Source organism: Burkholderia pyrrocinia (assembly GCF_018417535.1).
In the GTDB taxonomy this organism is placed as follows: Bacteria; Pseudomonadota; Gammaproteobacteria; order Burkholderiales; family Burkholderiaceae; genus Burkholderia; species Burkholderia pyrrocinia_E.
On the sequence record NZ_CP070979.1, the window covers coordinates 222,426 to 248,653 of the forward strand.

Consider the following 26,228-nt stretch of genomic DNA (forward strand, 5'->3'; position numbering starts at 1 on the left):
CGGAGGCTCAGTCGAGCAAGCCCGCGACGACGTCGACGATCCGCTGCAGCAGCGCTTCGTCGTAAGGCAGCCACGGCACCGCGCGCAGCGGCGACGGCGGCGGCTCGGTCGCGGTATCGACGGGTTCGCCGTCGCGCGTCACGCGCCCGGTCGCGCAATGCACCGACCACGCGCCGACGCGCACATGGCGTTCGTCGATCGTCATCCTTCCTTGCGCAATCGCGTCGGCGAACACGAGCGACAGCACGTGCTTGCGATGGCGCGCCATCACGCCCAGCGGCAAATCCGACAACCGGTTCAGGCGCTGCCGGCGTTCCGCGTCGAGGTCGCGCTGGCGAACCGGGTCGACCGCGAGCGCGGCGGCCGCTGCGCGCGTCGCGTCGTCGTCGAGCGCGAACGCGGACACGCTGACGAGCAGGTCGACCGCGCGCGCCACTTCCGAGAACACGACGCGATCGATCTCGCCGATCGGCAGCGGCACCCAGCGCCGTTCGTGCCGGCGTTCGAAGTGCAGCCGGCGCGACGTGCCGTGGCTTTCCGAGCCGGGATAGAGCCGCGCATCGACGAGGAAGGTTGCGCGCACGTCGCCGAATTCGCGGACGAGCCCGTCGTCGTACGCGCGGATCGACCAGCCTTCGCGGCGCGCGACGCCGAGCAGCGGCCGGCTCGACAGCACGTGACCTTCGAACATCGCGGAATCGCTGGCCGCGGCATCGCCGTCGGCCGGCACGTAGTACTCGCGGAATGCCTGCCTGACCGGCTGCCGCAGCGCCCGGCCGACGATGGCTTGCTGCCACGCGAGCCGCTCGTCCGCATCGGCCAGCAGCGGGTGCCATAACCGGATGTCGCTGTCTTCGGCGATGTCGCACGCGTGCCCGGCCGCGTCGCGCAGCACAACCTTGCCCTTCGCGATGTCAGGCATGAACGACTGTATCGATCCATCGCTGCCGCGCGCTTGCCAGATCATGCGCACCGAGAACGCGGCGCCGGCCGGCGCATCGACGAGCCGCTCGCGCCATTCGGCATGGCCGAGCGTCATCGGCTGCCAGAAGCCCGCTTCCATGCACGCGGCGAGCATCGCGAGCTGCTTCTTGTCGGGCTTCGCGTCGAGCGTCATGCGCAGCGCGGTATGCGGCCGTTCGCCGAGCGCGCGTTCGGCCGGCTTCAGGTTGCGCGTGAGCTTCTTGTGCACGCCGGCATGACGCACGGCGGCCAGCGCGTCGCGCAGCGCGCGCACGCTCTCGGGTGTCGGGATCGTCTCGACCGCGTGACCGAGCGCGATCGCGAGCGACTGCGACGGCGCCGTCTTCGCGGCGGTCGGCGCGACGCACACGCCGGTCAGCAGCGGCCCGATCAGCGGGCGCAGCCACGCTTCGTCGCGATAGGCGGCCACGCGGGCCGCGCGTGCGACGACCTGCGCGTCGTCGGTCGTGAACGCGCGATCGGCCTCGTACGGAACGGTGCCGGCATGCAGCGCCGCGACCTGTCGCGCGGCCTCGGTCAGCGCGTCGCGCGCGAATTCGACGTATGCGGCGTCTTCCGCGAGCGTGACGGCCGGATCGCTGAAGTCGAGCCACAGCCGCTTCGGCGCGAAATAGCCGTCGTTCGTCGCGGCCAGCGCGAGCAGCGCGGCCGGCCCGAGTTCGGGCAGCACGTCGAGTTCGCGCACGCGAAACGGCGAATCCGCCAGCACTTGCGCATACGCGTCGCGTCGCGCCGAGAAGTCACGGCGGCCGGCGAACCAGTCGAGCGCATACGCGCCATACGCGGACGCGGCCCGCAGGCCGCCTTCCTCCGGTTCGCCCGCGATGCGCGCAAGCTCGGCCTGCAGCGCGGGCGACGGCAGCGTGTCGAGGCAGGGCAACTCCTCCAGCGCGCGCTGCCACGCGCCGGGCGGGATCTCGCGGAACAGTTCGAGCGCGGCACCGGCGTCGACGAGCGGCACGACACCGAGCGCATCGATCTGCCCGCGCAGCCAGCGCGCGAATTCGGCGCGCGGATCGTCGTACGCGAAGTCGCGCTGCATGATCTCGCGCTCGGCACGACGCAGCGCCGGCCAGACCGTGCCGAGCGTGTGCGGGTCGAGCGTCGACAGGTCGATCGGCGTGTTGGACGACGGCGCATGGCCGGCGGTGCCGGTCAGCCGCGCGACGAGCAGCGCGGCGAGGGCGCGGTCAGTCATGCGTGGCCTCCTTGCCGGCGGCGCGCGATGCGCGGACATCGGCGCGGTGGCTCGCGCGTGCCGATTCACGTTCGAGCAGTTCGCCGCTCGCATCGGGGAAGTCGACGACGATCCGCACGCCGAGCCCCTGCAGGATCCGGAACACCTTGCCCCACTGGACGGTGTCCGCGCCGCGCTCGGCCTTGACCATGAACGACTCGCTGACGCCGAGGCGGCCGGCCGCGTCGTTCTGGCGCCATTTCTGTACTTTCCGGGCCGCGCGGATCACGCCGCCGAGGTCGGATGCCTGTTCGATCGTGTGCTGCATGGTCTGACTCCGCCAATGAAAACCGTGCGATCGCACAGTATCGCACCCCAATTGCGACAGTCGGACGAAAGGCCGTGCGGCCGGCGCTTCGGGCCGGCCCGGCGGCGCCGCGCAAGGCTTCCGGCCGCCCGGCCATTTCATAAGACGTACAGTTATCCGGTCATACGCGATTCGTGCCGAACTGTACTCTTGTTCGCACGATCGATGTGTGTACTCGTCGCCGACTGTTCTGCTTTTAAGATTCCATCATCAAGTGCACAGTGCCGCGGATCCAGTCGTACCGGAACCCTGCCGGCGCATCTTCAAGAGAGAGCCAGTGCGATGGAAAAGGCAAAACCGGAGGGAAAGATCAGGAATCACGACGGCCCGGTCGGCGGGCGGAACACGCGCGTGTCGGACGCGCACGGCAAGGCGGCGCGCCGGCGCATGCCGGCGGGGGGCGCGCGATGAAACTCTATGAAAAACTCGCGGACGATATCGAGCGCCTGATCCGCCAGGGCGTGTACCGGCACGGCGACCGGATTCCGTCGGTGCGGCAGGCGAGCCAGCAGCACCGGATCAGCATCACGACCGTGCTGCATGCGTACCTGCTGCTCGAAAGCCGCGGGCTGCTGGAAAGCCGGCCGCAGTCGGGCTATTTCGTGAACCTGCGCCGCGACGACAGTCATGCGCCGGTGCGCGAGTTGCGGCCGTCGAAGCCGATCGCGATCTCGTCGTCGGTCGATGTGAGCCGGCTCGTGCTGTCGACGTTGCGCTCGATCGGCACCGACGACGCGGTGCCGCTCGGCTCGCCGTACCCGGACCCGAGCCTGTTTCCGTTCGAGAAGCTGAACCGCTACGCGTATGCGGCCGGCCGCGACAAGTCGCTGTCGGGCGTGACGGATGGGCTGCCGCCCGGCCATCCGCGGCTGATCCGGCAGATTGCGCGCCGCTACCTGGAAAACGGGATGTCGGTGGACCCGAACGAGATCATCGTGACGGTCGGCGCGACGGAGGCGATCAACCTGTGCCTGCAGGCGGTCGCGAAGCCGGGCGACACGATCGCGGTGGAATCGCCGACGTTCTACGCGATGCTGCACGCGATCGAGCGGATGGGGATGAAGGCGATCGAGGTCGCGACGCATCCGGAATACGGGATCGACATCGCCGCACTGGCGGCGATTGCGAAGTCGCAGCCGATCGCCGCGTGCATGGTGATGCCGAACTTCCAGAACCCGCTCGGCTTTCAGATGCCCGACGAGCGCAAGCGGGAACTGGTTGAGTTTGCAACGAAAGCGGACATGCCGATTATCGAGAACGGCGTGTATAACGAACTGTATTTCGGCGATACGCATCCGAGCTCGCTGAAGTCCTATGACCGCAGCGGCATCGTGCTGCATTGCTCGTCGTTCTCGAAGAGCCTGACGGCCGCGTACCGGATCGGCTGGGCGTTGCCGGGCCGCTATCGCGATCAGGTCGAGAAGCTGAAATTCCTGAACACGCTTGCGACGCCGTCGTTGCCGCAGCTCGCGATCGCGGAGTTTCTGGAACGCGACGGCTACGAGCATCACCTGCGGCGCTTGCGCAAGGCGTATGCGCAGCAGGCGAACCTGATGCGCGCGATGGTGTCGCGGTTCTTTCCGGAGGGTACGCGCATTTCGAGCCCGGCGGGCGGGTACGTGCTGTGGGTCGAACTGCCCGCGCAGGTCGATGCGATGCGGCTGTATCAGCTTGCGCTGGAGCAGGGGATCACGATCGGGCCCGGCTACATGTTTTCGATCACGGACAGCTACCGGAACTTCATCCGGCTGAACTACAGCAGCCCGTGGTCGCCGGAGATCGAGCAGGCGGTGATCGCGGTCGGGAAGCTGGCCGCGGCGTGCATGCGGTGAAGGGGCGTGTGTTGTCTCTTGTGCTTCGACGACGAAGCCGGCCTGGTGCCGGCTTTTTCTTGGGTCTTCGTGGATTCCCGTGGATGTCGCTTGCCGACCCGAAGCGGACAGACAGGTTTCTCCAAAGCGGTCGTTCAAAATCGGGCATCATTCACATTCAATTTCTTCAAAACCAGCAGAAGCCGCGATCCTCAACCGAGCCAGACTAGATAACGATCAATGAACCTCGTCGCAAAGATTTTCGGGACCCGCTCACGTCTGACAGTGCCTGCGCAGACGGTCTATCTATCGCCCGGTGAATCGATGTCCCTTGGTGCCGCGCTTGAGCTCATCGCCTCCAGCACCGACCACGATTTCGTTACGCGGTGTATGTCACACTATTCTGGCTATGTCAGGGAGACGGCTATTGGTCGGGCGGTCGAGCTTGGCGGCAGTTCGTCACTGGAGTCGATAACCGAACGCGTGAACGATTGGGTACCCGAAGTGCGGCGGGCCGCGACGAACGCGCTGCTTACGCTTCTCGCAACCGTTCCCGCGGAGCACTTCGTGACGCTTATTCCACGACTGCGCGGTCTCATGTTGGCCACGCGCACGGACCACAGGTCTTGGTTGTTCGAGTTTGAGCGGCGTCTGGTGGAAGCTGGTGGAACTGAAGCGATAGTCGCGGCATTGACTGGCACAGACTTTCGGCTAAGGCGCGCCGCATTCCTCGTGGCGGTCGAGCATCAACTTCTATCGCTTACAGAAACGATAGAGCTTGGTCTGAACTCGGGCGACATAGTGCTTGCGCGATCCGCGGTTACCCTGCTTGACGGCGTACCGGTCTCAGATAGAGCCAAATACATCGCTTCTGCCACCGCATCTCCGTTCGCGCCCGTACGCCTTGCGGCGTTCAAGCTTATTTCAAGCGACAAGAGCAGTTCCGATTACGAACCCCTTCTGTGGCGTGCGACACTGGACTTACAGAGCAGCCTGCGGTCGGCGGCGGTTCGATTGCTCATCGAGCGCGGTCGGGATGTGATTGGGCACTGCAGCGCACAACTAGACGCGGGTGAATTGACAGCCAGACAGGTCCGTGCAGGTTTATCCCTTCTCGCGGAACTGCATGCACCGGATATTGTCTCCACACTTGCGAGGTATGCCAGCGACGCACGGGCAGAAATTCGAGCCCACACCGTCACCCTACAGGCCAAGCTCTTTCCGTCGCTCAAGGACGAGATTGCGTCGCGTGCGCTTCTCGATCCATCTAGGCAGGTCCGGAAAGTCGGGGTCCGCCTGTGCACTTGCGGAGCGTTTGTCCCGCTAGGTCTAATCAAAGCGATGCTACTTCAACATGGAGACCGTCGCGCAGCATTAGCAGTTTGCGCAAGAGACAAGTGGGATAGCCTCGTATGCATAGCGCTCATCTCAGAATTCGATGCACCGACCGAAAATGATCCCCTGGACATAAAGGCGGCGTTGAGACGTTGGATCGAAGACCCGACTTCGTCGTGGACGAAGCCGAGTGGAGCGCACCGCCTGCTTTTGTCAAATCCTGAAGCCGGATCACGTCTCTTCGATCTAGCCGACGACCGGCAGCCGCAATTGTGTGCACGGCTGCGGGAAGGAGGTATAGAACTTTAGGTCTGTTCGAGCGCCCCCTGCTGGGTAGGGCCAGATTGTCAACGATTCCGAGACGAAGTCGAATGACCGTCCCTGGCCGACCGCCGCCCGATGCAGTCGGCCGAAGCCGACGGCGGATTCAACCGGTTGATTCTCAAGGATCCGGCTGGATCGATTCCGAGCATTGCTGCCATCGAAGATTCCAGAAAGCGGACCTCCGGCCATCTACTTTGCGGACGTCCGCCGAGGAGCGACAGGCCGTACAGGTTGCTCCTCAGGCTTGGCGGGCTTTCTGGCTTTTTCAGTTTTGTGTAAGACCGAGCTCTGGATAGCATCCTTCGGGCAGCTCTGGCGATCGCCTAGACGCTCAACGAGTCGTGCCTCGCATTCGGAAATGGAGTACCCGCGCCGCAGCGAGATCATGAAGGTGAGAGGACGCATGTGCCATGCGCGCCGCTGGAGTTCGACAAGTATTCCCTTCGCGAGGTCTTCATCGACCATATGGCGCGGCATGTGGCCCCAGCACAAGCCTCCCCTGAGCAGATCGTGCTTCGCGCCGAGGTCATTCACCCACCACTGGCGTTCACTGGCGACCCCCTGTTGTGTCTTTTCCGCATCGGGCTGATTGTCCGTTACAACAAGCTGGATGTGCCGGCCAAATTCCTCCCGCGGAATTGGCCCCGCGATTGCGGCCAGCGGATGCGATGGCGCACAGACGGTCACCATTTGCGTGTCACATAGATGCTGCCTTTCTATGGTGCCGGGGCTCAGCTCCGGTACGTCCGTGATCGTCACCGCCAATGCGCACGTGCCTTCGAGAACCAAACGCTCGCCGCCCTGCATGGTTGTCATGCGCAGATTGATTGCAACCGTCGGAAAGTCCGCCTGCAAGGTGCGCAGGCATTCGATCAGGTGCGCACGTGGGAAATAGGTATCCACGGCAACCGAGACCTGTGGGACTCCGGCTTCGGCAATCGCAACCGCACGCATCTTCATTTCCTCGGTGCGTGAGATTACCCCACGCGCGTCAGGCAGGAGGCTGCGGCCTGCAGCCGTCAGCGTCGCTTTGCGAGTGTTGCGCTCGAACAGCACCACATCAAAGGCGCTCTCGAGTGCGCTGATCGCATGACTGATCGCGGACTGTGCACGCCTGAGCTGCCGTGCCGCTCCGGAAAAGCTTCCCTGGTCACACACGGCGACGAATGCCCGAAGTTGATTGATGGTGACGTTGTCCAACATATTTATCTAGAAAGTAGATGGTATTTATAGATATTCAGTCAATTGGCTTTATGAATCAAGGGCCCCAGAATCGGTTTGTCGCTTTTGTTTCGAAGGATGCAGGACATGAACAGACTGAATGGAAAGACCGCGGTGATCACCGGTGGCGCTACCGGCATCGGCCGCGCCGCGGCAAAGCGTTTCATAGAGGAGGGCGCCTTCGTCTTCATCTTCGGCCGCCGGCAGGAAGCACTCGACGCCGCCGTGGCCGACCTCGGGCCCAATGCCCGCGCAGTGAATGGCTCGGTCTCCGACCTGGCCGACCTCGACCGGCTCTACGCGGCGGTGAAGGCCGAGCGCGGAACCGTTGACGTCGTCTTCGCCAATGCCGGGGCGGGAAGCCAGCTGCCACTCGGCCGGATTACCGCCGGGCACATCGACGAAATCTTCGACACCAACGTGAAGGGTTCGATCTTCACGGTCCAGAAGGCGCTACCTCTGATGGGCCAGGGCGGTTCGATCATCCTGACCGGATCGAGCGCCGGCACCACGGGCGCCCCGGCATTCAGCGCCTACAGCGCGAGCAAGGCGGCCGTGCGCAACCTCGCACGGACCTGGGCAGAGGACCTGAAGGGCACCGGTATCCGGGTGAACGTGCTGTCCCCTGGGCCGACTGCGACCGAACTCGCGAAGGAAGCGCTAGGCGAGGAAGGCATGAAGGTCTTCGCTTCGCTCAATCCGCTCCAGCGTATGGCCGATCCGGCGGAGATCGGGGCGGTGGCCGCCTTTCTTGCGTCGTCGGACAGCAGCTTCATGACCGCCAGCGAGATCGCCGTTGACGGTGGCCTCGCACAACTCTGAGGAAAAAGACAAATGACACAATCTCTAAAGGGCAAAACAGCTCTCGTTACCGGGGCATCGCGGGGCATTGGCCGCGCCATCGCCGAACGTCTTGCAAAGGACGGTGCGATGGTCGCGCTAACCTACAATGCCAGCAAATCCGGCGCAGACGAGGCGGTCGCGGCCATCGAGAAAGCGGGCGGCACCGCGTTCGCGATCCATGCGGATCTCGTCGACCCGGCGACCGTCCCGGCCTTGTTCGAGAGACTCGACGACGAGTTCACCAGGCGGAACGGAAGCAAGGCCCTCGACATTCTGGTCAACAACGCTGGCAATTCCGGCTGGGTTGGCTTCAAGGACGCGACGCCGGAGAGTTGGGACACCCTGATGGCGGTCTATGCCCGCGCGCCCTTCTTCATCATTCAGGCCGCTCTCGATCGTCTCGCCGATGGTGGACGCATCATCAACATTTCTTCCGCTGCCGCAACGAAGCCCGTGACGGCTGCGCCCGTCTACTCGATGGCGAAAGCGGCCATCAACACCCTGACCCATACGCTCGCAATCGAGCTGGGGCCGCGTGGCATCACCGCGAACGCCGTCGCGCCGGGCTACACGCGAACGGATGCGAACGCAGCCTTGCGGGAGAACCCCGAACTCGTCAAGGCGCTCGAGGCCCAAATCGCGCTGGGACGCTGTGGCGAGCCTTCGGAAATCGCCGCCGTCGTGGCGTTCCTGGCCTCCGATGATGGCCATTGGGTGACCGGCCAAACGATTGAAGCGAGCGGCGGTTACAAGCTCTGACCGCGCCGGGAACCGAAGGAGAAACATGTGAGTTACGCAATCATTGGCTTCGGCAAGATTGGCCACGCACTTGCCAAGGCGTTCGCCCGCAACGGTATCGAAGTGGCCGTTGCAACCACGCGCGACCCGAAAAGCTTTGCAGCCGAGGCGGCCGCGATCGGACCCACGATTATTCCCAAAACCCTGACTGAAGCCGTCAAGGCGGACATCATCTTTCTGGCAGTTCGTTTCGAGTCGCACCCGGAGGTCGCAAAAGCACTGCCCGACTGGACGGGGAAGACCATCGTCGACGCGATGAACACGCAGGCCCCGCTTGAGGAACTGAGCGGTCTCCCGTCCTCTGCCTTCGTCGCGAAGGTGTTCACCGGAGCGAGGCTGGTGAAAGGCTTCAACCATCTGGTCGCGGCCGTCCTTGATCGGGATCCGGCCGTCCTCGGCGGCAGGAGAGTCGTGTTCCTCGCGAGCGACGATGACGGCGCCGCAGCGAAGATTGGCGAGCTTGCGGAAAATCTCGGTTTCGCGCCAATCGAACTTGGCGGGCTTTCGGAAGGTGGACTGCTTGTGCATGCGCGCGGGAAAAGCTGGGGTCAGCTGATCTTCAAGGACTTGATCAAGTTCGACTGATGACAACGGCTTCCGGCCATTTCGCTGAGTCGAATGGCCGATTACCGGTGCGGACTCAACCCGTCGATGCAACGGCCCCGTGATCACGGCCACCAGGAGCATGAACACCGTGATCCCGGTGAACACGCCGGGCACGCCGAAATCCTTCAGCAGCGCGGCGACGCCGACCGCCCGGCGGCAATTCTCGAAACCCGCGGGCGTGTGCTGCACGGGTCCGTCGACGTCATGACGGATTGCGGTCCATCGTCATGTCACCCGCCCGTCACCGGTGGGAAAAACGCGACCTCGCTGTCCTCACGCACGACGAATCCGCCCGTCACCATCTCGAGATTGACGGCCGCCCGCACCGGTCGGTCCATCCGCAGCGCTTCGGCGCTGCGTGCGTCGCGCGCGGCCAGCGTGCTGCGCAGCGCATCGACGGTAAGTTCGCGCGCATCGATCTCGACGATTTCCTCGTCGGTTTCGAGTTGCTCGCGAATGCTTGCAAAGTATTTGATTGTCAGTTTCATCGCGATGTCTCGAACGGAATCTGCGGAATCGGAAAACGCGCAGCGCGCGGTCAGCCCCAGCGCCGCATTGCCTGGTCGTCGTGCGCCTTCGCCTCGACCCAGCCGGATTCGCCGTCGTGGCGGATCTCCTTCTTCCAGAACGGCGCGTGGGTCTTCAGGAAATCCATCAGGAATTCGCACGCATCGAACGCGGACCCGCGATGCGCGGCGGCCACCACGACCAGCACGACCGCCTGGCCGAGCGGGATGCGCCCGACGCGGTGCACGATCTTGACCGCTTCGAGCCGCCAGCGCGCGCAGGCTTCCTCGACGATGCTCCACAGGGCCTGTTCGGTCATCGTCGGATAGTGCTCGACCTCGAGCGCGACGACGTCGTCGACGTCGCCTTCCTTGCGCACGACGCCGAGGAAATTCACGACCGCACCGACATTCGGATTGCGAACGATCGGCGCAAGCTCGGCACCCGCGTCGATCGGCGCGTACTGCACGCGCACTTCGAAGCCGGCGGCAATCGCCGGCGGCGGCTCGGTGTGCGGGTCGGTGGCGTCGGCGGAATGGGAATGACTGCCGGCGCGCAACGGATCGTCCGGCAGCCCGGCGCGGGATTCGGTGAAGGTCGTCATGACGGTTCTCCTGTAGGCGGTGCGTCCTGTGTCGCGCGGCGGCCCGTCAGCCGCCGACGAGCGACATGCGCACGGTCGGATAGGTCTTGCCCGGCGCGCGGGCCGGCCGGGCGGCCCGGCGCTCGGAATAGCGGTCGTCGCGCCGCGTCCAGCGATCGCGCACGGCGGCGGCAAGCGCGTCGACCGGCGCCGCGTCGTCGAGCCACGGCCGCAGGTCGGTGCCTTGTGTTGCGAACAGGCACGTATAGAGTTTGCCGTCGGCCGACACGCGTGCGCGCGAGCAGGTGCCGCAGAACGGATGCGACACGCTCGCGATGAAGCCGACCTCGCCCGCGCCGTCGATGTGCGCGCAACGGATCGCGGTCGCGTCGTGCCCCGGTTCGCCGACGAGCACGAGCGGATAGTGCTCGTCGATCAGCTCGCGCATCCGCGCGGCCGGCACGACCTTGTCGCCGGACCAGAAGCTCGCGCCGCCGACGTCCATGTATTCGATGAAGCGCACGGCCACGCCGCTATGCCGGAAGTGACGCACGAGCGGCAGGATCTGGTCGTCGTTCGCGCCGCGTTCGATCACCGCGTTGACCTTGACCGGCGCGAGCCCGGCCGCATGCGCGGCTTCGATGCCGGCCAGCACGCGCGACACGGGCACGTCGGCGTCGCTCATGCGGCGGAACACCGCGTCGTCGAGCGCATCGAGGCTGACGGTCACGCGCGACAGCCCCGCGTCGTGCAGCGAGCGTGCTTTCGCGGCGAGCAGCGAGCCGTTGGTCGTCAGCGCGATTTCGACGGGCTTGCCGTCGACGGTCGTCAGTGCGGCGAGCCGTTCGATCAGCGCTTCGAGATTGCGGCGCAACAGCGGCTCGCCGCCGGTGATGCGGATCTTTTCGACCCCGAGCGACGTGAACGCGCGTGCGATCTTTTCCAGCTGCGCGAACGACAGCCGCTCGGACGACGGCATGAATGCATAGCCGGCGCCGAAGCTTTCGCGCGGCATGCAGTAGCCGCAGCGGAAATTGCACTGGTCGATGACGGACAGGCGCAGGTCGCGCAGCGGGCGGCCGAGCGTGTCGGTCGTGCGGGGGAAGGCGCCGGGCGATGCGCCGCCGGAGGAAGCGGCGGCGGCCGGCGTGGCGGAAACGATGGCATTCACGATCGGTTCGTCGGCCTGCATGAAGTAAGCGGAGGGGCGTCGCCGATCGGCCGCGTGCGTGCCGACGTGTCGGCGCACAGGTCGTGGCGAGCCTCATCGTGAGCATAGTCCGCCGGACTTTTCCGGCAGGGACACAATCGCGCCCGAATTGCAGGAATACAGTTCGCCGCGCGGCATGCGCGGCGAATGTGCTGCGTCGGGCGGCTATCCGGCGTCGCGATCATGCGAGCCAGTGCGCGAATTCGTAATACGGGACCGCGTCGCCGCGCGCGATGTGCCGCCCGGCCGGCAGCCTTGCGAGCCCGCTTGCCTGCACGAGCGACTGCAGCGTGCCGGCGCCTTGCTGCCGCAGCGTGTCGAGCACGGCCGTGCCGTCGGCGCCGATGGTGCGGCGCACGCGCACGAAGCGCTCGCGCTGCGCATCCGGCTCGAAGTCCATGTCGATCGGCAGCGACGGCACGATCGGCACGCACGCGTCGCGCCCCTGCAGGCAGCGGATCAGCGGCGCGACGAACAGCGCGAATGCCGTCATCGCGGCGCCCGGATTGCCGGGCAACAGCACCACGGGTCGCGCGTCGAGCCGCGCGAGCGCGACCGGCTTGCCGGGTTTCATGCGCACGCCGGCGACGACGAACGACGCGCCGAGCGCGGCCAGCGCAGGGCGCAGCAGATCCTTGTCGCCGACCGACGCGCCGCCGACGCAGATCACCAGGTCGCAACACGCGTGCAGCTCGCGCAGCGCGCGATCGACGGCGGGCGCCGTATCGGCCGCATGCAGGCTCATCCGCACGCTGGCACCGGTTCCCGATACCAGCGCGGCGAGCATCGGCGCATTGCTGTTGAAGATCTGCTGCGGCGCGCGCGGCTGGCCGCACGCGACGAGTTCGTCGCCGGTCGTCAGGATGCCGACGCGCAGTGCCGGGCGCACGTCGATGCGCGCGAGACCCTGCGCGGCGGCCACGCCGACGTGCATCGCACCCATTCGCACGCCGGCCGGCACGAGCAGGTCGCCGGCACGCACTTCCTCGCCCCGGCGGCGGATGTGCGAGCCGCTGCGCTGCGGCGCGTCGAACGCGACCCAGCCGCCTTGCTCGTGCGCGTGCTCCTGCATCACGACGGTGTCGGCGCCGGCCGGAATCAGGCTGCCAGTGAAGATGCGTGCGGCCGTGCGCGCGGCCAGCGGCACCGGCGTGTCGCCCGCATAGCAGCGCTGCGCGACGCGCAGCGGCTCGCCATGCGCGAGGTCCGCATGACGTACGGCGTAGCCGTCCATCGCGCTCTGGTCGGCCGGCGGCTGGTCGAGCACGGCGGCGAGCGGCGCGGCCAGCACGTGACCGGCCGCGTCTGTCACCGGAATGGAGGCGGCCGCAGCAAGCGGCGCGAATGCGCCGGCGAATTGCTGCTGCGCGGTATCGAAATCGATCAGTTGTTTCATGACGGGCGGGCCGGATGCGCTTGCGCAAGCGCCGGTTGGTCGGGGTGGGCGGTGTCGGGCGACACGTATTCGACGAAGCCGTCGTTGCGGCAGAAGCCGACGAGCCGTACGCCGGCTTCGCGGGCGACGTCGATCGCAAGCGACGTCGGCGCCGAGATCGTCGCGATCATCGGGATGCCGACCCGCGCGGCCTTGCGCACCAGCTCGTAGCTCGCGCGGCTCGACAGGAACACGAAACCCGCGCGCAGGTCGGCGGGGCGCCGCGCGAGCCGGCCGATCAGCTTGTCGAGCGCGTTGTGGCGGCCGACGTCCTCGAACACGTCGAGCACGGCGCCGTCGCGGTCGCACCATGCGGCCGCGTGGATGCCGCCCGTCTCGCGCATCAGCGTCTGGTGGGCCGGCAACGCGCGCGCGGCGCGTGCAATCGCGTCGGCGCCGATGCCGGCGGCCGCACCGGCGGCATCGATGCGCGGCGGGTGCAGGTCGAGCTGCGCGATGCTTTCGATCCCGCATACGCCGCAACCCGTGCGGCCGGCCAGCGCGCGGCGGTGCGCCTTCAGCGCCATGAACGCCTGCTGCGACACGGTGAGCCGCACTTCGGCGCTGCCGGGCCGGGTTTCGCTCTCGATGTCGAATACGTCGGACGCGCGCTCGACGATGCCTTCGCTCAGCGCGAAGCCGAGCCCGAATGCGTCGAGGTCGATCGGTGTCGCCATCATGACCGTATGCGAGATGCCGTTGAACACGAGTGCCACCGGCGTTTCGTCGACGACGCGATCGATTGTGTCGCGCGCTTCGCCGGCACGATGACGCGTCACATGACACGCGGTGCTGCCGGTTGGATCGTCGCGGCGGGTGCAGGACTCCATGGGTTTTTCTCCAGGCGGATCGGCCGGCGCGTACGCCGAACGACGGGAATCGATGCTGCCGGGCGGGCGCCGAGGGGCGCGCCGTCGCCGCGGGCAGGCGTTGCATCACATGTTAACGGCGGTGAACAGCGCCCCGGAGGCACAGCGCCGCAACGCGGAAAGCAGTACAGCTCGCGGCGCCCGGCGCCGGTTGTGTCTTTTCCGTATACACATCTTTGCCAGGACGGAAAGCACAGTTTCAGGACGCGTTCGCGCGATTGCGAGTATCGTGGCAAACGCGATATCGTCATTCACGCTTCGATGCCATGCGAGTGACCGTTGGTGTTCGCATGTGTTGTCGCCAAGCCGTCGCGCGATTTCCTGCTTCGGGCGGACGTTCTCACAACCACGAGCAAATTACGGTCATGGAAATCTTCGATGCGTTCCATCTCGCACGATTGCAATTCGCATTCACGGTGTCGTTCCACATCGTGTTTCCCGCGATCAGCATCGGCATGGCGAGCTTCCTGGCGGTGCTGGAATGGCGTTATCTCGTCACCGGCGATGCCGCCTACAAATCCATGTTCCAGTTCTGGTCGAAGATCTTCGCGATCGGCTTCGGGATGGGCGTGGTCTCCGGCGTCGTGATGGCGTACGAGTTCGGCACGAACTGGGCCGGCTTCTCGCGCGTCGCCGGCAACATCACGGGCCCGCTGCTCACGTATGAGGTGCTGACGGCGTTCTTCCTCGAAGCCGGCTTCCTCGGCGTGATGCTGTTCGGCTGGCAGCGCGTGAGCCCGCGCGCGCACTTCTTCGCAACGCTGATGGTCGCGGTCGGCACGCTGATCTCGACGTTCTGGATCCTCGCGTCGAACAGCTTCATGCAGACGCCGCAGGGCTACAGGATCGAGAACGGCCTCGTCGTGCCGGTCGACTGGTTCAAGATCATCTTCAATCCGTCGTTCCCGTACCGTCTCGTGCACATGACGATCGCGGCGTTCATCGTCGCGGGCTTCATCGTGGCCGCGTGCGGCGCGTGGCACCTGCTGAAGGGGCGCCGCGACGAGCCGGTGAAGCGCAGCTTCTCGATGGCGCTGTGGATGCTGCTGTTGCTCGCACCGATCCAGATCGTCGTCGGCGACGCGCACGGGCTGAATACGCGCGAATACCAGCCGGCGAAGATCGCGGCGATCGAGGGGCTGTGGGAAACCGAGAAGGGCGGCACCTCGCTGAACCTCGTCGGGCTGCCCGACATGCAGGCCGAAACCACGCGCTATGCGATCCAGGTGCCGCATCTCGGCAGCCTGATCCTCACGCACAGCTGGGACGGCGAGATCCGCGGGCTGAAGGAATTCCCGCCGCAGGACCGCCCGTATTCGCCGATCGTGTTCTGGACGTTCCGGATCATGGCGGGCCTCGGGATGCTGATGCTGCTGACCGCGCTGCTCGGGCTGCTGCTGAGAAAGGGCGGGCGACTGTATGAAACGCGCTGGTTCCAGTGGTTCGTAGTGGGCATGGGGCCGTCGGGCATCGTCGCGCTGCTGGCCGGCTGGATCACGACCGAGGTCGGGCGGCAGCCGTGGACCGTGTACGGCGTGCTGCGCACCGTCGATTCGGTTGCGCCGCTCAGCGCGCAGCAGGTCGGCGTGTCGCTGCTGATCTTCGTGGTCGTGTACTTCCTGGTATTCGGATCGGGTATCTACTACATGATGAAACTGATGAAGCGCGGGCCGGCTGCCCAGGCCGGGTACATCGAGCTGCACCGGCATCCGGGGCTGCGCAAGAGCGCGCTGTCCACGCCGCTGAACGTCACCGAAGCGGAGTAACCATGCAAATCGATCTTCCTGTCGTCTGGGCCGCGATCATCGGCCTCGGCGTGTTCATCTACGTGATGCTGGACGGCTTCGATCTCGGCATCGGCCTGCTGTTTCCGTTCTTCGACGCGAAGGCCGAGCGGCAAGTGATGCTCGACACCGTCGCGCCGGTGTGGGACGGCAACGAGACGTTCCTCGTGCTCGGCGGTGCGGGTCTCTATGGCGCGTTCCCGGTCGTGTATTCGACGCTGCTGCCCGCGAATTACCTGCCGCTGGTGCTGATGCTGGTCGGGCTGATCTTCCGCGGCGCGGCATTCGAACTGTGCGCGAAGGCGACCCGTACGCAACACCTGTGGGATCTCGCGTTCATCGGCGGCTCCGCGCTCGCGGCGTTCTGCCAGGGGATCGTGCTCGGTTCGCTGCTGCAGGGCATCCGGATCGAGAACAACCAGTTCGCGGGCGGGCCGTTCGACTGGCTGTCGCCGTTCAGCCTGCTCTGCGGGATCGGCGTGCTCGTCACGTATGCGACGCTCGGCTGCGGCTGGTTGATCCTGAAGGTCGACGGCGAGCTGCAGCGCAAGATGCGGCTGTTGATGAAACCGCTCACGGGAGTGCTGCTCGGCGTGATGGCCGTCGTCAGCCTGTGGACCGTGATCGGGCTGCCGGCCGTCGCGCACCGCTGGTTCGGCAGCGGCAACCTCGGCTGGTTCCTGCCGGTGCCGATCCTCGTCGTCGCGTGCGTGTGGGGCATCTTTCACACGGTGAAGCGCGAGCACGAGGCCACGCCGTTCCTGCTGACGCTCGCGCTCGTGTTCCTCGGCTACACCGGGCTCGTGATCAGCATCTGGCCGAACATCGTGCCGCCGTCGCTGACGATCTGGGACGCGTCGTCGAGCCATTCGAGCCAGTTGTTCGCGCTCGTCGGCACGGTGATCGTGCTGCCGATCATCCTCGTGTACAACGCGATGCAGTACCGCGTGTTCCGCGGCAAGGTGCGCGAGGGCGACGTCGGCTATCACTGAGCGGCGCGCGATGTGACGGGCGCGGCGCGCGCGGGCGTATCATCTCGCGCAGCGCGGCCCCGGCACGGCGGCACCCATCCGAAAGCGGCCCGCCACGCGCGGGCCGTTGCGCATCGGGCGCGGGCGGGCCGTGCTGCGTATTCCCTTGGCAGTCGAGAAAACATCATGATCGTCAGACCACGACAAAATTGGCTCAGGATGCTGTTCGTGTGGAACGGCTCCGTGCTGCAATCGATCATTCCGCAACTCGTGTTCATGGCGATCGTCAGCACGCTGGCGGTCTTCACGAACGGGCGCATCTTCGGCGAGAAGATTCCGCTCAACACCGCACCGTTCACGCTGTTCGGGCTCGCGCTCGCGATCTTCCTCGCGTTTCGCAACAACGCGAGCTTCGAGCGTTTCAAGGAGGCGCGGCATCTGTGGGGCAACCTGCTGATCGCGGCGCGCACCGTGACGTCGCAACTGAATCGCTACCTGCCAGACAGCGTCGGCGATGCCGAGCGCAACCGGCTCGCCGATTTGCTGATCGCGTTCACCTATGCGCTGAAGCATCAGCTTCGCCATACCGATCCGACCGAAGACCTGCAGCGGATCCTCGGCGCGGAGCGTGCCGGCGAGTTCGCGCGCAAATGCTTCAAGCCCGTCGCGATCCTCGACGAGCTGCGCGGCGGCATCGTCCGCGCGCTGGGCCGCACGCCCGGCAGCGACGCGACGTGCTGGATGTTCGACGCGCAGCTCGACGAACTGGGCAAGTCGGTGGGCGGCTGCGAACGCATCCTGTCGACGCCGATCCCGTTCTCGTACAGCGTGCTGTTGCACCGTACCGTGTATGCGTACTGCGTGCTGCTGCCGTTCGGTCTCGTCGATTCGACGGAGTTCTTCACGCCGCTGATCTGCGTATTCATTTCGTACACGCTGATCGCGCTCGAAGCGATCGCGAACGAAGTCGCCGAACCGTTCGGCCTCGCACCGAATGCGCTGGCGCTCGATGCGATGGCGCGCACGATCGAGCGGTCGGTGCTCGAGCTGGGCGATCGCGAGATGCCGGAGGAATTCGTGCCGGCGTCGACGTACCAGATCACGTAGCGGGCGGGCGTAACGGGCAGGAAAACGGGCAGGCAAACGGGCAAGCAAACGGGCCGCGTCGGGCGCTAGAATGGCGCTTTCCTGTTCTCCGGACCTGACGCGATGACCCTTGTCGACACCTATCTCGCGGGCCTGCGCGCCGCGCTGCCCGACGCCGACAACGTGGCGCTCGCCGCCGCCACGGGCGCGACGCCCGCACAGCTCGACGCGCTGTGCGCGGCCTATCCGCAGTGCCCGGCCAGCCTGCTCGAACTGCTCGGCAAGCTCGACGGCACCTATTGGCGCGACTACGGCGGCACGACGATCAACGTGCTCGTGCTGGGGTCGGATGTCTACGAATATCCGTACTACCTGCTGTCGGCCGCGCAAATACTCGAGGAAGGCGAGAAGTACCGCGACAGCATCGCGGACATCTACGGCGACGACGCGAACGACGACGGCGAACTCGTCGATCCGCGCATCGACATCGCGCTGCCGATGAACCGGCGCCTGTGTTTCTCGCATTGCATGAACAACGGCGGCACGTCGCAGCTCTACATCGACTTCGATCCGGCGCCCGACGGCAAGGCCGGGCAGGTCGTGCGCTTCCTGCACGATCCCGACAGCTACGCGGTGATCGCCGACGACTTCGACGGCTACCTGCGCAAGCTGATCGACGGCGGTTACGCGTTTGTCATCGATTTCGACGAAGAATAGCGAAGGGCGTTGCCTGTTATCGACGACGCGGCGTGACCGGCTCAATGGCGGCCGCCGGTTGCCGCTTCAGGAGGGATTGAAATGCGAATCTACGTGACGAGTATTTTTGTCGACGACCAGGACAAGGCGTTGACGTTCTATACCGACAAGCTCGGGTTCCAGCTGAAGAACAACATTCCGGTGGGCGAGTTTCGCTGGCTGACCGTGGTGTCGAAGGACCAGCCGGACGGCACGGAGCTGCTGCTCGAACCGAGCAGCCATCGTGCGGTGGGGCCGTACAAGCAGGCGCTGTACGAGGACGGCATCCCGGCGGCATCGTTCCAGGTCGACGATCTCGACGGCGAGTTCGCACGACTCACGGCGCAGGGCGTGCGGTTCACGCTGGAGCCGATGGACGCGGGGCCCGTTCGCGTCGCGGTCGTCGACGATACGTGCGGGAACCTGATTCAGCTGATGCAGATGAAGTAACGCGTCGGGCGGGTCGTTCAGCGTGCCGCAACCGGCGGTGCATCGTGCATCCAGCTGCGCTCCTGCATGCGGCTCTGGATGCGCCACCCGCATTCGGTCCGCACCAGCAGGTCGAGATACCACAGCCCGACGAAGCACACGCGATCGTCGCCGGTTTCATCGGCCGAGACCATCATCACCTGGCCGGCCGTTCGCGCGGTCGCGGCGTCGCCGTCGACGATCAGCAGCGACGTCGAGATCGTGTGCTGCGTGCCGCGCATCGCCGATGTCGCGTGCTTCAGATAGGCCGCGATTTCCGCGCGGCTGCCGACCGGGCCGCCGAACGCCGCGTAATCGAGCATCGCGTTGCTCGCGAAGAGCCGCTCGAATTCGCGCCAGTCCTGGCGGTCGACGGCGTGGCAGTAGCGCGTCAGCAGGTCCTGGATTTCCAGCCGGTCGATCGTTTCCTGCGGCGTCATGGTGTCGTGAGCTGTGTGGATGACGGGGAAACGATAGCGGGCGAGCGCGGGCGCGGCATCGGCGGAGTGGACTAAGGCGGTAAGAGATTCACGACTGGTCGATCGATCGCCGGTAAGGAGGGGCGGTCGGTTTGAGTGGGCCACGCTTGTGTAGACTCGTGCCCGTTCAACGGAGCAAACACCATGCAACTTCTCGATCACGTGTCCATCGGCGTTCCTGATATCGAGCAGGCACGCCCCTTCTACGATGCCGTCATGGCCGCGCTCGGTGCATGCAAGGTCTATGACCGGCCCACCGCACTCGGCTATGGCGAACGTTGCAATGCCAACGACATCGCATCGACCTGTTTGGCGGTTTATCTGGATCCCGCCGAAGTCGGGACGAGCAAGCGACACTGGTGCTTCAAGGCCGCTTCCCGCGAGCACGTGCACGCATTTTTCGAGGCCGGCCTGTCTGCGGGCGGCCAGTCCGACGGCGACCCGGGATTGAGGCCGCACTACCATGACTACTACTACGCGGCCTTTCTCGTCGACCCCGCTGGAAACCGGATCGAGGCCGTGTGTCACGCCGCTCCGTCGGAGCGCGAGCGGTCATGACGGCACCGATCGGTGACTGACCGCTTGCGGGATGGCCTTGTGCCGTGCGGCGCCTGACAAGCCGCTCTGCATTTGCCGTGCATCGTCACCGGGCTGCGTTTGCCGCCTGCGCCGCTCAATCGAAATACGTGAGCCCCAGCGCACCCTTCACATCCGCGAGCGTCGCACCCGCGACGTCCCGCGCGTGTATCGTGCCACGCTTCAGGATCGCCATCACCTCGGCCTTGTCGGCCTCGAATTCGCGGCGGCGCGTGCGGATCGGCTCGATCAGCGCCTGCAGCCGCTCGTTCAGCACGCGCTTGACGACGCTGTCGCCGAGGCCGCCGCGCCGATAGTGCGCCTTCAGTTCGTCGACCGTCTGCACGTCCGGCTCGAACGCATCGAGGAACGTGAACACGACATTGCCCTCGACCTGGCCGGGGTCGCTCACGCGCAGGTGGTTCGGGTCCGTGTACATGTCCTTCACGGCCTGCGCGATCTCGTCCGGCGTCGCGCCGAGCGTGATCGCGTTGCCGAGCGACTTGCTCATCTTCGCCTTGCCGTCGATGCCGGGCAGCCGCGTGACCGACGACAGCACGGCCTCGCATTCGACCAGCACCGGCTGGTCGACGGTCGCGTTGAAGCGGCGCACGAGTTCGTTGGTCTGCTCGATCATCGGCAACTGGTCGTCGCCGACGGGCACGTGGGTCGCCTTGAACGCGGTGATGTCGGCCGCCTGGCTCACCGGGTAGGTCAGGAAGCCGGCCGGAATGTCGCGCTCGAATCCGCGCAGGCGGATCTCTTCCTTGATGGTCGGATTGCGTTCGAGGCGCGCGACCGTGACGAGGTTGAGCAGGTATTGCGACAGCTCGGCGAGCTCGGGCACCTGCGATTGCACGACGATCGTCGAGATCGCCGGATCGATGCCGACGGCGAGATAGTCGAGCGCGACCTCGATCACGTTCTCGGTGACGCGCTGACGGCGGCCCATGTTGTCGGTCAGCGCCTGCGTATCGGCGAGCAGCAGGAATTGCCGTGCCTCGTGCTGCATCTGCACGCGCGCCCGCAGCGAGCCGATGTAGTGGCCGAGATGCAGCGGGCCGGTGGTGCGGTCGCCGGTGAGGATGGTCGGTCGGTTCGGATGGGTCATGGTGGTCGTGGGCTCCGGGTTGTCGAAGCCGCCAGCCATGATGTCAGCGCAGAAACGCAAATGCCGCCATGGCTGGCGGCATCACGTTTGGGACATGCAAAAGGAAACGGGCCGCCTGGGTCAGGCGCGCCACCAGCAATGCAGGTTCGGCGAGGCAGGTCGGGTTTCCATTGCGTGAGTATAGCGTATGGCGCGGCGTCGGGCTGGCCGCGCGCGTCAGCGCACCACCGACTCCATCGCGAGGTAGGCGGTTTCGGCGGACGGCCACAGCAGGTACAGCAGGCCGGCCATCAGCAGCAGCGCGCCCGCGCGCACCAGCGGCGTGCGGTCTTTGTCGCGCGAGGGCGGGATGGGCTGATTGGGTTTTTTCATGCTTGCAGGCGCGCGATGCGCCACTCCAACGGTTACTGCAACGGGTCGAGCGGGGCGACGCCGGGGTGTTGCGGGGTTCAACGGGGGCTGGGGCGCGGTTGGCGCACCGTGTCGCCTGGGCGCGACGGCAGGGTTGGCCGGTCGCGGGACATAAAAAGGGGACGGTTGAACGTCCTGTGGCTGCCGTCTATACCGAGGCGACGGGCATCCTACCAGTTCGGCAGTCCGGACACCGTCAAGAATTGTCGGGATGGGCGGCCGTGGGCGCGCTGCCCATCCGCTCGCGCGAGCGACATGCGCATCCCTTCCTCGGGCCGCAGATGGTCGAAGAACCGCTTGACCGGGCGATCGGTCGACGTATCGATGAACGCTTCCACACGCAGCGTGAACGTCGGTGACATCGGATACCCGACACACGCAGCCGGCGCGCGGCGACGACCGACTTCACAGACCCGTCGCACGGTTCGTCCCTGCAGCGGTCCTGCCGAAATTTCCGGCAAGGCCGTCGCGCATCCATTTCTCGGAGAACACCATGCGATATCCATTGCAGCACGCCGACCAAGGCGCCTCGGCGCTGCGTCCATCCGCACCCGAACCGCACATACCGGCGCCGCGGGCAGACATCGAGGAGGTGTGAGCCATGAGCAACGAAGCACTCGACCCGCTGCTGCGGCAGTTCGCAGAGAAGCGATTGGGACGGCCCCTCGAGCCGGGCGAAGAACAGGCGCTGCTGGAGCGGCTGCCGGGCAGGCACGGGAACCCGCCGGCGCCGGGCGCCGGCACGGCCACGCAGGCGAGCGCCGCGAACCCGCCATTGCCGCGGTTGAAAACCCGGCAGGAGGCGCGCGAGCAGGTCAAGCATTTTTTGCAGCTCAACCAGCAGAAGGCGTACGAGAAGATGCGCGGCATCCTGCAGACGATCGACACGCAGAACGAGACGACCCTCGGCATGTTGGCGTCGGAACAGCAGAAAGTGTCCGGCGTGCTCGACGCGCACGAGCCGCCGGGCGACGCGCAGGCATCCGGCGTGGCCGACATCCAGGACAGCACCCGCCAGGCGCTGGCGCTGATCGGCGAACAGCTGACGGGCCTCATCCGGCAGGAAATCGAAGCATGCTTCCGGCAATACGTCGATTCGCTCGCCGATCGGCTCGCCGTACGGCTCGACGCGATGGACGACCGGCTGCAAAGCGTCGGCGCCGGTCCGACCGAACGGTCCGAACCGACCGCGCCGGGTGCTGCCGCCACCGCCGCCGTTCACGATACCGCCGGCCCAGCGTCCATGGAGTAGCACGCGGGGCATGCGGCTGAAGTCAAGCAGCTGAACGCGAAACCGGCGAGCCCCGATGTGCGATCTCTCAACTACGTGAATCAAGGAGCAAAAAATGGGTGATAAGTGCCAAGTGTGCCAGGTCAATCCTGCGATTACCGATGCCGTCACGCAGGTCAACGTCAAGGTGGTCGCCGAGGCGCCGGCAATGGCGATGGGCTCGCTGTACCAGGCCCAGAGCCATTCGCTCAGCATCCTGTTCGAGAACGCGGTGCAGCAGCAGTCGCAGGCCGCGATCCAGTCGCAGACGTCGACGAACGTGGGGACGATGCAGCTCTACACGATCGGGCCGGAAAGCGCGGGTGCGGCCGCCACGGAAATCGGCTCGAACGGGATCATCTCCCTGCTGGCCGACGTGATCGCGATCGGCAAGGCGGTGACCCACTAAGGGGTCAACGCCGTGGTCGAGCGGCGGCGCAAGCGGCACGAGCCGCCCATGCCGCCGCCGTGCCGCGAATCCGCAGCACGGCCGCCGGCGCCTGAACAGCGGTGCCGCGCGGTGTTCCGGAGCAACCGACAGAACGGGCAGAGCCGATTCGATGCGGCGCCCGTTCGCAAACCAGGAGAAATACGATGGCAAATGACGCAAACGCGAACGCCGACGACCTGAGGATCCCGAACGACCCGAAGGACCCCTGCAACTGCAAGACGTGCGCGGTCAATGCCGCGATCACCGACGCGGTCACGCAGACCAACGTCAAGGTGGTGGGCGAAGCGCCCGCAATGGCGACGGGATCGCTGTACCAGGCCCAGAGCCATTCGCTCAGCGTGCTGTTCGAGAACGCCGTGCAGCAGCAGTCGCAGGCCGCGGTCCAGCTGCCGACCTCGACGAACGTGGGCACGATGCAGCTCTACACGCTCGGGCCGGCGAGCGCCGGCGCCGCCGCGACGGAAATCGGCTCGAACGGTGTGCTTTCCGTGCTGGCTGACGTGCTCGCGCTCGGCAAGGCGCTCGTCTGACGCGTAACCCGGCGTCGACGCCGGGCGGTGGCCTCGATCCAGGTGGCTTCCGCCCGGCGCCCGACGTCGTGTCGACGCCCGCGACGGCGAGCGAGCGCGCCGCATCGACGGCGCCGCGTGTCGCCGACCGATCCACTCATGCTTTCGCCGTGACTGCGCCGCAGCGGCGAGCAAACCAGGAGTAACGACATGACGGAACAGGTTTCCGCCGCGATTACCGATGCAGTCACGCAAGCCAACGTCAAGGTGGTGGGCGAAGCGCCCGCCGTGGCCTTGGGCACGCTCATGCAGTCGAACAGCCATGCGTCCGCGATCCTGCTTCACAACGCGGTGCAAATGCAGGCGAACCAGGCGGCGTCCAACCTCGCCGCCACGACCGTCGGCATCATGCAGCTCTATGCCGGCTCGCCGGTGGCGGCGGCCGCCGCGGCGCGGTCGGCAAACGACAACTTTGCGTCGCAACTGGCCGCCATCGCGCAGTTGATGAACGCCATCAGCCACTGGCGCGGCTGACCTTCACCGCGCGCCGCGCAACCCGGCGCGCGCAACCTTCCCACGCCGCGGCGGCACGGCGCACGTGCTTGCCGGGGCGTCAATTGGCGTCGGCGATGTACCGGAGCTGCTCCGGTTTTTCGATCGTCACGGCGTGCTCGTGAAGCCGGATCAGGCCGTCGCGCTGCATCCTCTGCAGGCTGCTGTTCAGTCGCGGCCGGCTGACGTTGAGCATCGCGGCGAGGATGCTCTGGTTCTCCGGCAACTGCACCTCGAGATCGTTCCCTTGCATGCGGTTCAGCAGATGGCGCGCGAGCCTTGCCTCGAGCCGGTACAGGCACGCCGACTCGACGAAGTCACTCAGCTGGTGGATGTGACGGCACAGCTGCTCGTGGACGCGCTCCATGAAATCCGCGTTGGCCAGCAGCGGCGCGAAATACTGGCGATGCAGCAGCGAAATGCGGCAGTCGGGGCTCAACTGGGCGGTGAAGCTGCGCCGGTGCGCGCGAATCAGCGTGCTTTCGTCGATGAGTTCGCCCGGCATCGAGTGGCCGAGAATGATTTCGCGTCCGCCGGGTTCGTGCAGCGTCATGTAGACGCGGCCGCGGTGCACGAAGGCGACGAAATCTCCCGGATCGCCCTTGAAGAACAACAGGCGATTGCCGTGTTCGGGCCAGGGCGTGACATGCCGCTCGATATGAGCCAGCAGGCTTTCCGGGAGATCGGTGAGTATCGGTATGTTGCGCAGCGTTTGAACGTTAGCAAGGGCAGGCATGTTTTCCGTGCGAGGTTGTTTGACGATGCGACCACCTAGCGAAAAACGCTGCCTTTGGCACTGCGTGAAAAATGAACAATGAAGATAGCCAGATAATCGGCAAGCAGTCCGGATATGGCGGCACTTCGGCGGCAAGGACGCTTGGTCGATCGACGCGGATAGCAGCGTGCCGGCGCGCGAACGCATCGCGGCGGCAGTCGTTCTTTTCCATCGCAATGCCGTTATTCACGCCCGGCGGCGCGCCTGAAACGACGAATAGGGCTATTCCGGGGGATTAAAATTTCCGTTCATAATAATCAAGAAAATTTACCGAAACCGATTATCTTGATAACGGTGTTACGCGGGTAACAGCGCCGTTCGCGGCATCGAATCGATTCTGTGTTTTCCATAAAAAAGGAAGGCACGGGATGACAACCTCGAACCAGCACGCTGCCCCGACGCCTGAGTCACCGGCGCAGCAGCTCGATCGCACGTGGCGGGAAATGCAGGGGAAGTTACGGCGCCGCGCGCGCCTGTTGTGCAAGGGCGATCTTTACCGTGCCGACGAACTGCTCTCCGATACCGCACTCAAGGTCCACATTTACCTGCAGCGCTCGCCCGAGCGCGTGCAGAACCTGGCCGGCTTTCTCTTTCTGGCGCTGAACCACGCGTTCCTCGATGGCGCGCGCCGCCGTCTCCGCGAAAGCGGCAAGCTCGAATTCGACCCGGACTGGGACGACGATCACACCGTCGAGCTGGCTGGCCACGCGCCGTCGGTGGAGCAGCAACTGCTGCTCCGGCAGTTGCTGCTGCGTCTCGAGCAGGCGCTGTCCACGCTCCCGCCGCAGCAGCAGATGCTGTTCACGCTGAAGTTCGAGGAGGACCGGCCCTATCTGCACATCGCGGCGACGCTCGGGATCAACGAGCCGCTTGCCAGAAAGCGCGTCGAGCTGCTGCGCAAGAAGTTGCGCGAGGAACTCGCCTGAGCGCGTTCACGAACGCGGGCACGCAGCGTTCCTAACGGCATGCGCGGCGTCGAT

28 protein-coding genes and 1 pseudogene are annotated in these 26,228 nt (G+C 65.8%); 16 read left to right on the forward strand and 13 right to left on the reverse strand.

Translation table 11 applies throughout. The annotated features are described in order from the left end of the window. Positions 1-7 precede the first annotated feature (7 nt). The gene (locus JYG32_RS33965; protein ID WP_213268021.1) at positions 8-2,182 is read right to left on the reverse strand and encodes a DUF4132 domain-containing protein; all 2,175 of its coding nucleotides are present in this window, start codon (positions 2,180-2,182) and stop codon (positions 8-10) included. Further along, a complete protein-coding gene (locus JYG32_RS33970; RefSeq protein WP_213268022.1) occupies positions 2,175-2,489 on the reverse strand; it encodes a helix-turn-helix domain-containing protein in 315 nt (104 codons plus the stop codon). The genes JYG32_RS33965 and JYG32_RS33970 overlap by 8 nt, the downstream gene beginning before the upstream one ends. A gap of 446 nt (positions 2,490-2,935) precedes the next feature. Between JYG32_RS33970 and JYG32_RS33975 the strand changes: the two genes are divergently transcribed. Together JYG32_RS33975 and JYG32_RS33980 are read left to right on the forward strand one after the other, a co-directional pair. Beyond that, on the forward strand, positions 2,936-4,360 hold the full coding sequence (locus tag JYG32_RS33975) for a PLP-dependent aminotransferase family protein (protein ID WP_213268023.1): 1,425 nt from the start codon (positions 2,936-2,938) through the stop codon (positions 4,358-4,360). A 219-nt stretch (positions 4,361-4,579) separates the two neighbouring features. Next, positions 4,580-5,983 (forward strand): hypothetical protein, encoded by a 1,404-nt coding sequence (locus JYG32_RS33980; protein WP_213268024.1) that lies wholly within the window; start codon positions 4,580-4,582, stop codon positions 5,981-5,983. A gap of 204 nt (positions 5,984-6,187) precedes the next feature. On the opposite strand, the gene JYG32_RS33985 is transcribed toward JYG32_RS33980, so the two are convergent. Next, on the reverse strand, positions 6,188-7,201 hold the full coding sequence (locus tag JYG32_RS33985; RefSeq protein ID WP_213268025.1) for a LysR family transcriptional regulator: 1,014 nt from the start codon (positions 7,199-7,201) through the stop codon (positions 6,188-6,190). A 105-nt stretch (positions 7,202-7,306) separates the two neighbouring features. Here JYG32_RS33985 and JYG32_RS33990 point away from each other — a divergent pair, with 105 nt between their 5' ends. The 3 genes from JYG32_RS33990 to JYG32_RS34000 are packed head-to-tail and all read left to right on the forward strand — an operon-like array spanning position 7,307 to position 9,445. Beyond that, a complete protein-coding gene (locus tag JYG32_RS33990) occupies positions 7,307-8,041 on the forward strand; it encodes an SDR family NAD(P)-dependent oxidoreductase (protein WP_213268026.1) in 735 nt (244 codons plus the stop codon). A gap of 12 nt (positions 8,042-8,053) precedes the next feature. Continuing rightward, complete coding sequence (locus tag JYG32_RS33995; RefSeq protein WP_072437794.1) at positions 8,054-8,821, forward strand: SDR family NAD(P)-dependent oxidoreductase; 768 nt, start codon at positions 8,054-8,056, stop codon at positions 8,819-8,821. A 27-nt stretch (positions 8,822-8,848) separates the two neighbouring features. Then, on the forward strand, positions 8,849-9,445 hold the full coding sequence (locus tag JYG32_RS34000) for an NADPH-dependent F420 reductase (RefSeq protein ID WP_213268027.1): 597 nt from the start codon (positions 8,849-8,851) through the stop codon (positions 9,443-9,445). A 251-nt stretch (positions 9,446-9,696) separates the two neighbouring features. Here the strand turns inward: JYG32_RS34000 and moaD are convergent, their stop codons facing one another. From moaD to fdhD, 5 genes are all read right to left on the reverse strand, one after another. Continuing rightward, a complete protein-coding gene (moaD, locus tag JYG32_RS34005) occupies positions 9,697-9,954 on the reverse strand; it encodes a molybdopterin converting factor subunit 1 (RefSeq protein ID WP_131947243.1) in 258 nt (85 codons plus the stop codon). Positions 9,955-10,004: 50 nt separating this feature from the next. Further along, on the reverse strand, positions 10,005-10,577 hold the full coding sequence (locus JYG32_RS34010) for a molybdenum cofactor biosynthesis protein MoaE (RefSeq protein WP_213268028.1): 573 nt from the start codon (positions 10,575-10,577) through the stop codon (positions 10,005-10,007). 46 nt (positions 10,578-10,623) lie between these two features. Continuing rightward, positions 10,624-11,748, reverse strand: coding sequence for a GTP 3',8-cyclase MoaA (gene moaA / locus JYG32_RS34015; protein WP_213268029.1), 1,125 nt, complete (start codon positions 11,746-11,748; stop codon positions 10,624-10,626). A 199-nt stretch (positions 11,749-11,947) separates the two neighbouring features. Further along, on the reverse strand, positions 11,948-13,162 hold the full coding sequence (locus tag JYG32_RS34020; RefSeq protein WP_213268030.1) for a molybdopterin molybdotransferase MoeA: 1,215 nt from the start codon (positions 13,160-13,162) through the stop codon (positions 11,948-11,950). Further along, the gene (gene fdhD, locus JYG32_RS34025) at positions 13,159-14,031 is read right to left on the reverse strand and encodes a formate dehydrogenase accessory sulfurtransferase FdhD (protein ID WP_213268031.1); all 873 of its coding nucleotides are present in this window, start codon (positions 14,029-14,031) and stop codon (positions 13,159-13,161) included. Before fdhD ends, JYG32_RS34020 begins: the two co-directional genes overlap by 4 nt. Positions 14,032-14,435: 404 nt before the next feature. On the opposite strand from fdhD, the gene JYG32_RS34030 reads away from it, so the two are divergent. The 5 genes from JYG32_RS34030 (at position 14,436) to JYG32_RS34050 (ending at position 19,096) form a co-directional block, all read left to right on the forward strand. Next, entirely contained in the window at positions 14,436-15,836 is a 1,401-nt protein-coding gene (locus JYG32_RS34030) for a cytochrome ubiquinol oxidase subunit I (protein WP_213268032.1), read from the forward strand. A gap of 2 nt (positions 15,837-15,838) precedes the next feature. Beyond that, entirely contained in the window at positions 15,839-16,846 is a 1,008-nt protein-coding gene (gene cydB, locus JYG32_RS34035) for a cytochrome d ubiquinol oxidase subunit II (RefSeq protein ID WP_213268033.1), read from the forward strand. A 165-nt stretch (positions 16,847-17,011) separates the two neighbouring features. Next, a complete protein-coding gene (locus JYG32_RS34040; RefSeq protein ID WP_213268034.1) occupies positions 17,012-17,932 on the forward strand; it encodes a bestrophin family protein in 921 nt (306 codons plus the stop codon). Between the two features lie 102 nt (positions 17,933-18,034). Continuing rightward, positions 18,035-18,628, forward strand: coding sequence for an SMI1/KNR4 family protein (locus JYG32_RS34045; protein WP_213268035.1), 594 nt, complete (start codon positions 18,035-18,037; stop codon positions 18,626-18,628). A gap of 81 nt (positions 18,629-18,709) precedes the next feature. Further along, on the forward strand, positions 18,710-19,096 hold the full coding sequence (locus JYG32_RS34050) for a VOC family protein (RefSeq protein WP_213268036.1): 387 nt from the start codon (positions 18,710-18,712) through the stop codon (positions 19,094-19,096). Between the two features lie 17 nt (positions 19,097-19,113). Here the strand turns inward: JYG32_RS34050 and JYG32_RS34055 are convergent, their stop codons facing one another. Next, positions 19,114-19,554, reverse strand: coding sequence for a nuclear transport factor 2 family protein (locus JYG32_RS34055; RefSeq protein ID WP_213268037.1), 441 nt, complete (start codon positions 19,552-19,554; stop codon positions 19,114-19,116). Positions 19,555-19,737: 183 nt separating this feature from the next. On the opposite strand from JYG32_RS34055, the gene JYG32_RS34060 reads away from it, so the two are divergent. Then, a complete protein-coding gene (locus JYG32_RS34060) occupies positions 19,738-20,151 on the forward strand; it encodes a VOC family protein (RefSeq protein ID WP_213268038.1) in 414 nt (137 codons plus the stop codon). A gap of 115 nt (positions 20,152-20,266) precedes the next feature. Here the strand turns inward: JYG32_RS34060 and trpS are convergent, their stop codons facing one another. From trpS to JYG32_RS39785, 3 genes and pseudogenes are all read right to left on the reverse strand, one after another. Then, positions 20,267-21,280, reverse strand: a complete 1,014-nt coding sequence (trpS, locus tag JYG32_RS34065; RefSeq protein ID WP_213268039.1) for a tryptophan--tRNA ligase — start codon at positions 21,278-21,280, stop codon at positions 20,267-20,269. Between the two features lie 216 nt (positions 21,281-21,496). After that, positions 21,497-21,652, reverse strand: a complete 156-nt coding sequence (locus JYG32_RS34070; RefSeq protein WP_174380821.1) for a hypothetical protein — start codon at positions 21,650-21,652, stop codon at positions 21,497-21,499. Positions 21,653-21,933: 281 nt separating this feature from the next. Next, positions 21,934-22,074: pseudogene (locus JYG32_RS39785) on the reverse strand (HipA domain-containing protein); the annotation flags it as partial. Positions 22,075-22,292: 218 nt separating this feature from the next. Between JYG32_RS39785 and JYG32_RS34080 the strand changes: the two are divergent. The 4 genes from JYG32_RS34080 (at position 22,293) to JYG32_RS34095 (ending at position 24,455) form a co-directional block, all read left to right on the forward strand. Then, a complete protein-coding gene (locus tag JYG32_RS34080; protein ID WP_213268040.1) occupies positions 22,293-22,943 on the forward strand; it encodes a hypothetical protein in 651 nt (216 codons plus the stop codon). Positions 22,944-23,037: 94 nt separating this feature from the next. Beyond that, positions 23,038-23,370 carry a RebB family R body protein gene (locus JYG32_RS34085; RefSeq protein WP_174380819.1) on the forward strand — a complete coding sequence of 111 codons (333 nt, stop codon included), beginning with the start codon at positions 23,038-23,040 and terminating at the stop codon, positions 23,368-23,370. A 185-nt stretch (positions 23,371-23,555) separates the two neighbouring features. Then, a complete protein-coding gene (locus JYG32_RS34090) occupies positions 23,556-23,942 on the forward strand; it encodes a RebB family R body protein (protein ID WP_249744957.1) in 387 nt (128 codons plus the stop codon). Positions 23,943-24,131: 189 nt separating this feature from the next. Then, entirely contained in the window at positions 24,132-24,455 is a 324-nt protein-coding gene (locus JYG32_RS34095) for a RebB family R body protein (RefSeq protein ID WP_072437809.1), read from the forward strand. A gap of 79 nt (positions 24,456-24,534) precedes the next feature. On the opposite strand, the gene JYG32_RS34100 is transcribed toward JYG32_RS34095, so the two are convergent. Continuing rightward, complete coding sequence (locus JYG32_RS34100; protein ID WP_249744958.1) at positions 24,535-25,395, reverse strand: Crp/Fnr family transcriptional regulator; 861 nt, start codon at positions 25,393-25,395, stop codon at positions 24,535-24,537. A gap of 221 nt (positions 25,396-25,616) precedes the next feature. Here JYG32_RS34100 and JYG32_RS34105 point away from each other — a divergent pair, with 221 nt between their 5' ends. Continuing rightward, positions 25,617-26,174 (forward strand): RNA polymerase sigma factor, encoded by a 558-nt coding sequence (locus JYG32_RS34105; protein ID WP_174380817.1) that lies wholly within the window; start codon positions 25,617-25,619, stop codon positions 26,172-26,174. The last annotated feature ends 54 nt before the right edge of the window (positions 26,175-26,228 follow it).

Excerpts from the sequence above, each read along its gene's own strand:
- JYG32_RS34085 (WP_174380819.1), top strand. The coding sequence starts at position 23,038 with ATGGGTGATAAGTGCCAAGTGTGCCAGGTCAATCCTGCGATTACCGAT.
- JYG32_RS34070 (WP_174380821.1), bottom strand. The coding sequence starts at position 21,652 with ATGAAAAAACCCAATCAGCCCATCCCGCCCTCGCGCGACAAAGACCGC.
- trpS (WP_213268039.1), bottom strand. The coding sequence starts at position 21,280 with ATGACCCATCCGAACCGACCGACCATCCTCACCGGCGACCGCACCACC.
- JYG32_RS34090 (WP_249744957.1), top strand. The coding sequence starts at position 23,556 with ATGGCAAATGACGCAAACGCGAACGCCGACGACCTGAGGATCCCGAAC.
- JYG32_RS34060 (WP_213268038.1), top strand. The coding sequence starts at position 19,738 with ATGCAACTTCTCGATCACGTGTCCATCGGCGTTCCTGATATCGAGCAG.
- JYG32_RS33965 (WP_213268021.1), bottom strand. The coding sequence starts at position 2,182 with ATGACTGACCGCGCCCTCGCCGCGCTGCTCGTCGCGCGGCTGACCGGC.
- JYG32_RS34010 (WP_213268028.1), bottom strand. The coding sequence starts at position 10,577 with ATGACGACCTTCACCGAATCCCGCGCCGGGCTGCCGGACGATCCGTTG.
- JYG32_RS34105 (WP_174380817.1), top strand. The coding sequence starts at position 25,617 with ATGACAACCTCGAACCAGCACGCTGCCCCGACGCCTGAGTCACCGGCG.
- JYG32_RS33985 (WP_213268025.1), bottom strand. The coding sequence starts at position 7,201 with ATGTTGGACAACGTCACCATCAATCAACTTCGGGCATTCGTCGCCGTG.
- JYG32_RS33995 (WP_072437794.1), top strand. The coding sequence starts at position 8,054 with ATGACACAATCTCTAAAGGGCAAAACAGCTCTCGTTACCGGGGCATCG.
- JYG32_RS34095 (WP_072437809.1), top strand. The coding sequence starts at position 24,132 with ATGACGGAACAGGTTTCCGCCGCGATTACCGATGCAGTCACGCAAGCC.
- JYG32_RS34080 (WP_213268040.1), top strand. The coding sequence starts at position 22,293 with ATGAGCAACGAAGCACTCGACCCGCTGCTGCGGCAGTTCGCAGAGAAG.
- JYG32_RS33970 (WP_213268022.1), bottom strand. The coding sequence starts at position 2,489 with ATGCAGCACACGATCGAACAGGCATCCGACCTCGGCGGCGTGATCCGC.
- cydB (WP_213268033.1), top strand. The coding sequence starts at position 15,839 with ATGCAAATCGATCTTCCTGTCGTCTGGGCCGCGATCATCGGCCTCGGC.
- moaD (WP_131947243.1), bottom strand. The coding sequence starts at position 9,954 with ATGAAACTGACAATCAAATACTTTGCAAGCATTCGCGAGCAACTCGAA.
- JYG32_RS34030 (WP_213268032.1), top strand. The coding sequence starts at position 14,436 with ATGGAAATCTTCGATGCGTTCCATCTCGCACGATTGCAATTCGCATTC.
- JYG32_RS33980 (WP_213268024.1), top strand. The coding sequence starts at position 4,580 with ATGAACCTCGTCGCAAAGATTTTCGGGACCCGCTCACGTCTGACAGTG.
- JYG32_RS34040 (WP_213268034.1), top strand. The coding sequence starts at position 17,012 with ATGATCGTCAGACCACGACAAAATTGGCTCAGGATGCTGTTCGTGTGG.
- JYG32_RS34050 (WP_213268036.1), top strand. The coding sequence starts at position 18,710 with ATGCGAATCTACGTGACGAGTATTTTTGTCGACGACCAGGACAAGGCG.
- JYG32_RS34020 (WP_213268030.1), bottom strand. The coding sequence starts at position 13,162 with ATGAAACAACTGATCGATTTCGATACCGCGCAGCAGCAATTCGCCGGC.
- JYG32_RS34100 (WP_249744958.1), bottom strand. The coding sequence starts at position 25,395 with ATGCGTTCGCGCGCCGGCACGCTGCTATCCGCGTCGATCGACCAAGCG.
- JYG32_RS34055 (WP_213268037.1), bottom strand. The coding sequence starts at position 19,554 with ATGACGCCGCAGGAAACGATCGACCGGCTGGAAATCCAGGACCTGCTG.
- JYG32_RS34045 (WP_213268035.1), top strand. The coding sequence starts at position 18,035 with ATGACCCTTGTCGACACCTATCTCGCGGGCCTGCGCGCCGCGCTGCCC.
- moaA (WP_213268029.1), bottom strand. The coding sequence starts at position 11,748 with ATGCAGGCCGACGAACCGATCGTGAATGCCATCGTTTCCGCCACGCCG.
- fdhD (WP_213268031.1), bottom strand. The coding sequence starts at position 14,031 with ATGGAGTCCTGCACCCGCCGCGACGATCCAACCGGCAGCACCGCGTGT.
- JYG32_RS33975 (WP_213268023.1), top strand. The coding sequence starts at position 2,936 with ATGAAACTCTATGAAAAACTCGCGGACGATATCGAGCGCCTGATCCGC.
- JYG32_RS33990 (WP_213268026.1), top strand. The coding sequence starts at position 7,307 with ATGAACAGACTGAATGGAAAGACCGCGGTGATCACCGGTGGCGCTACC.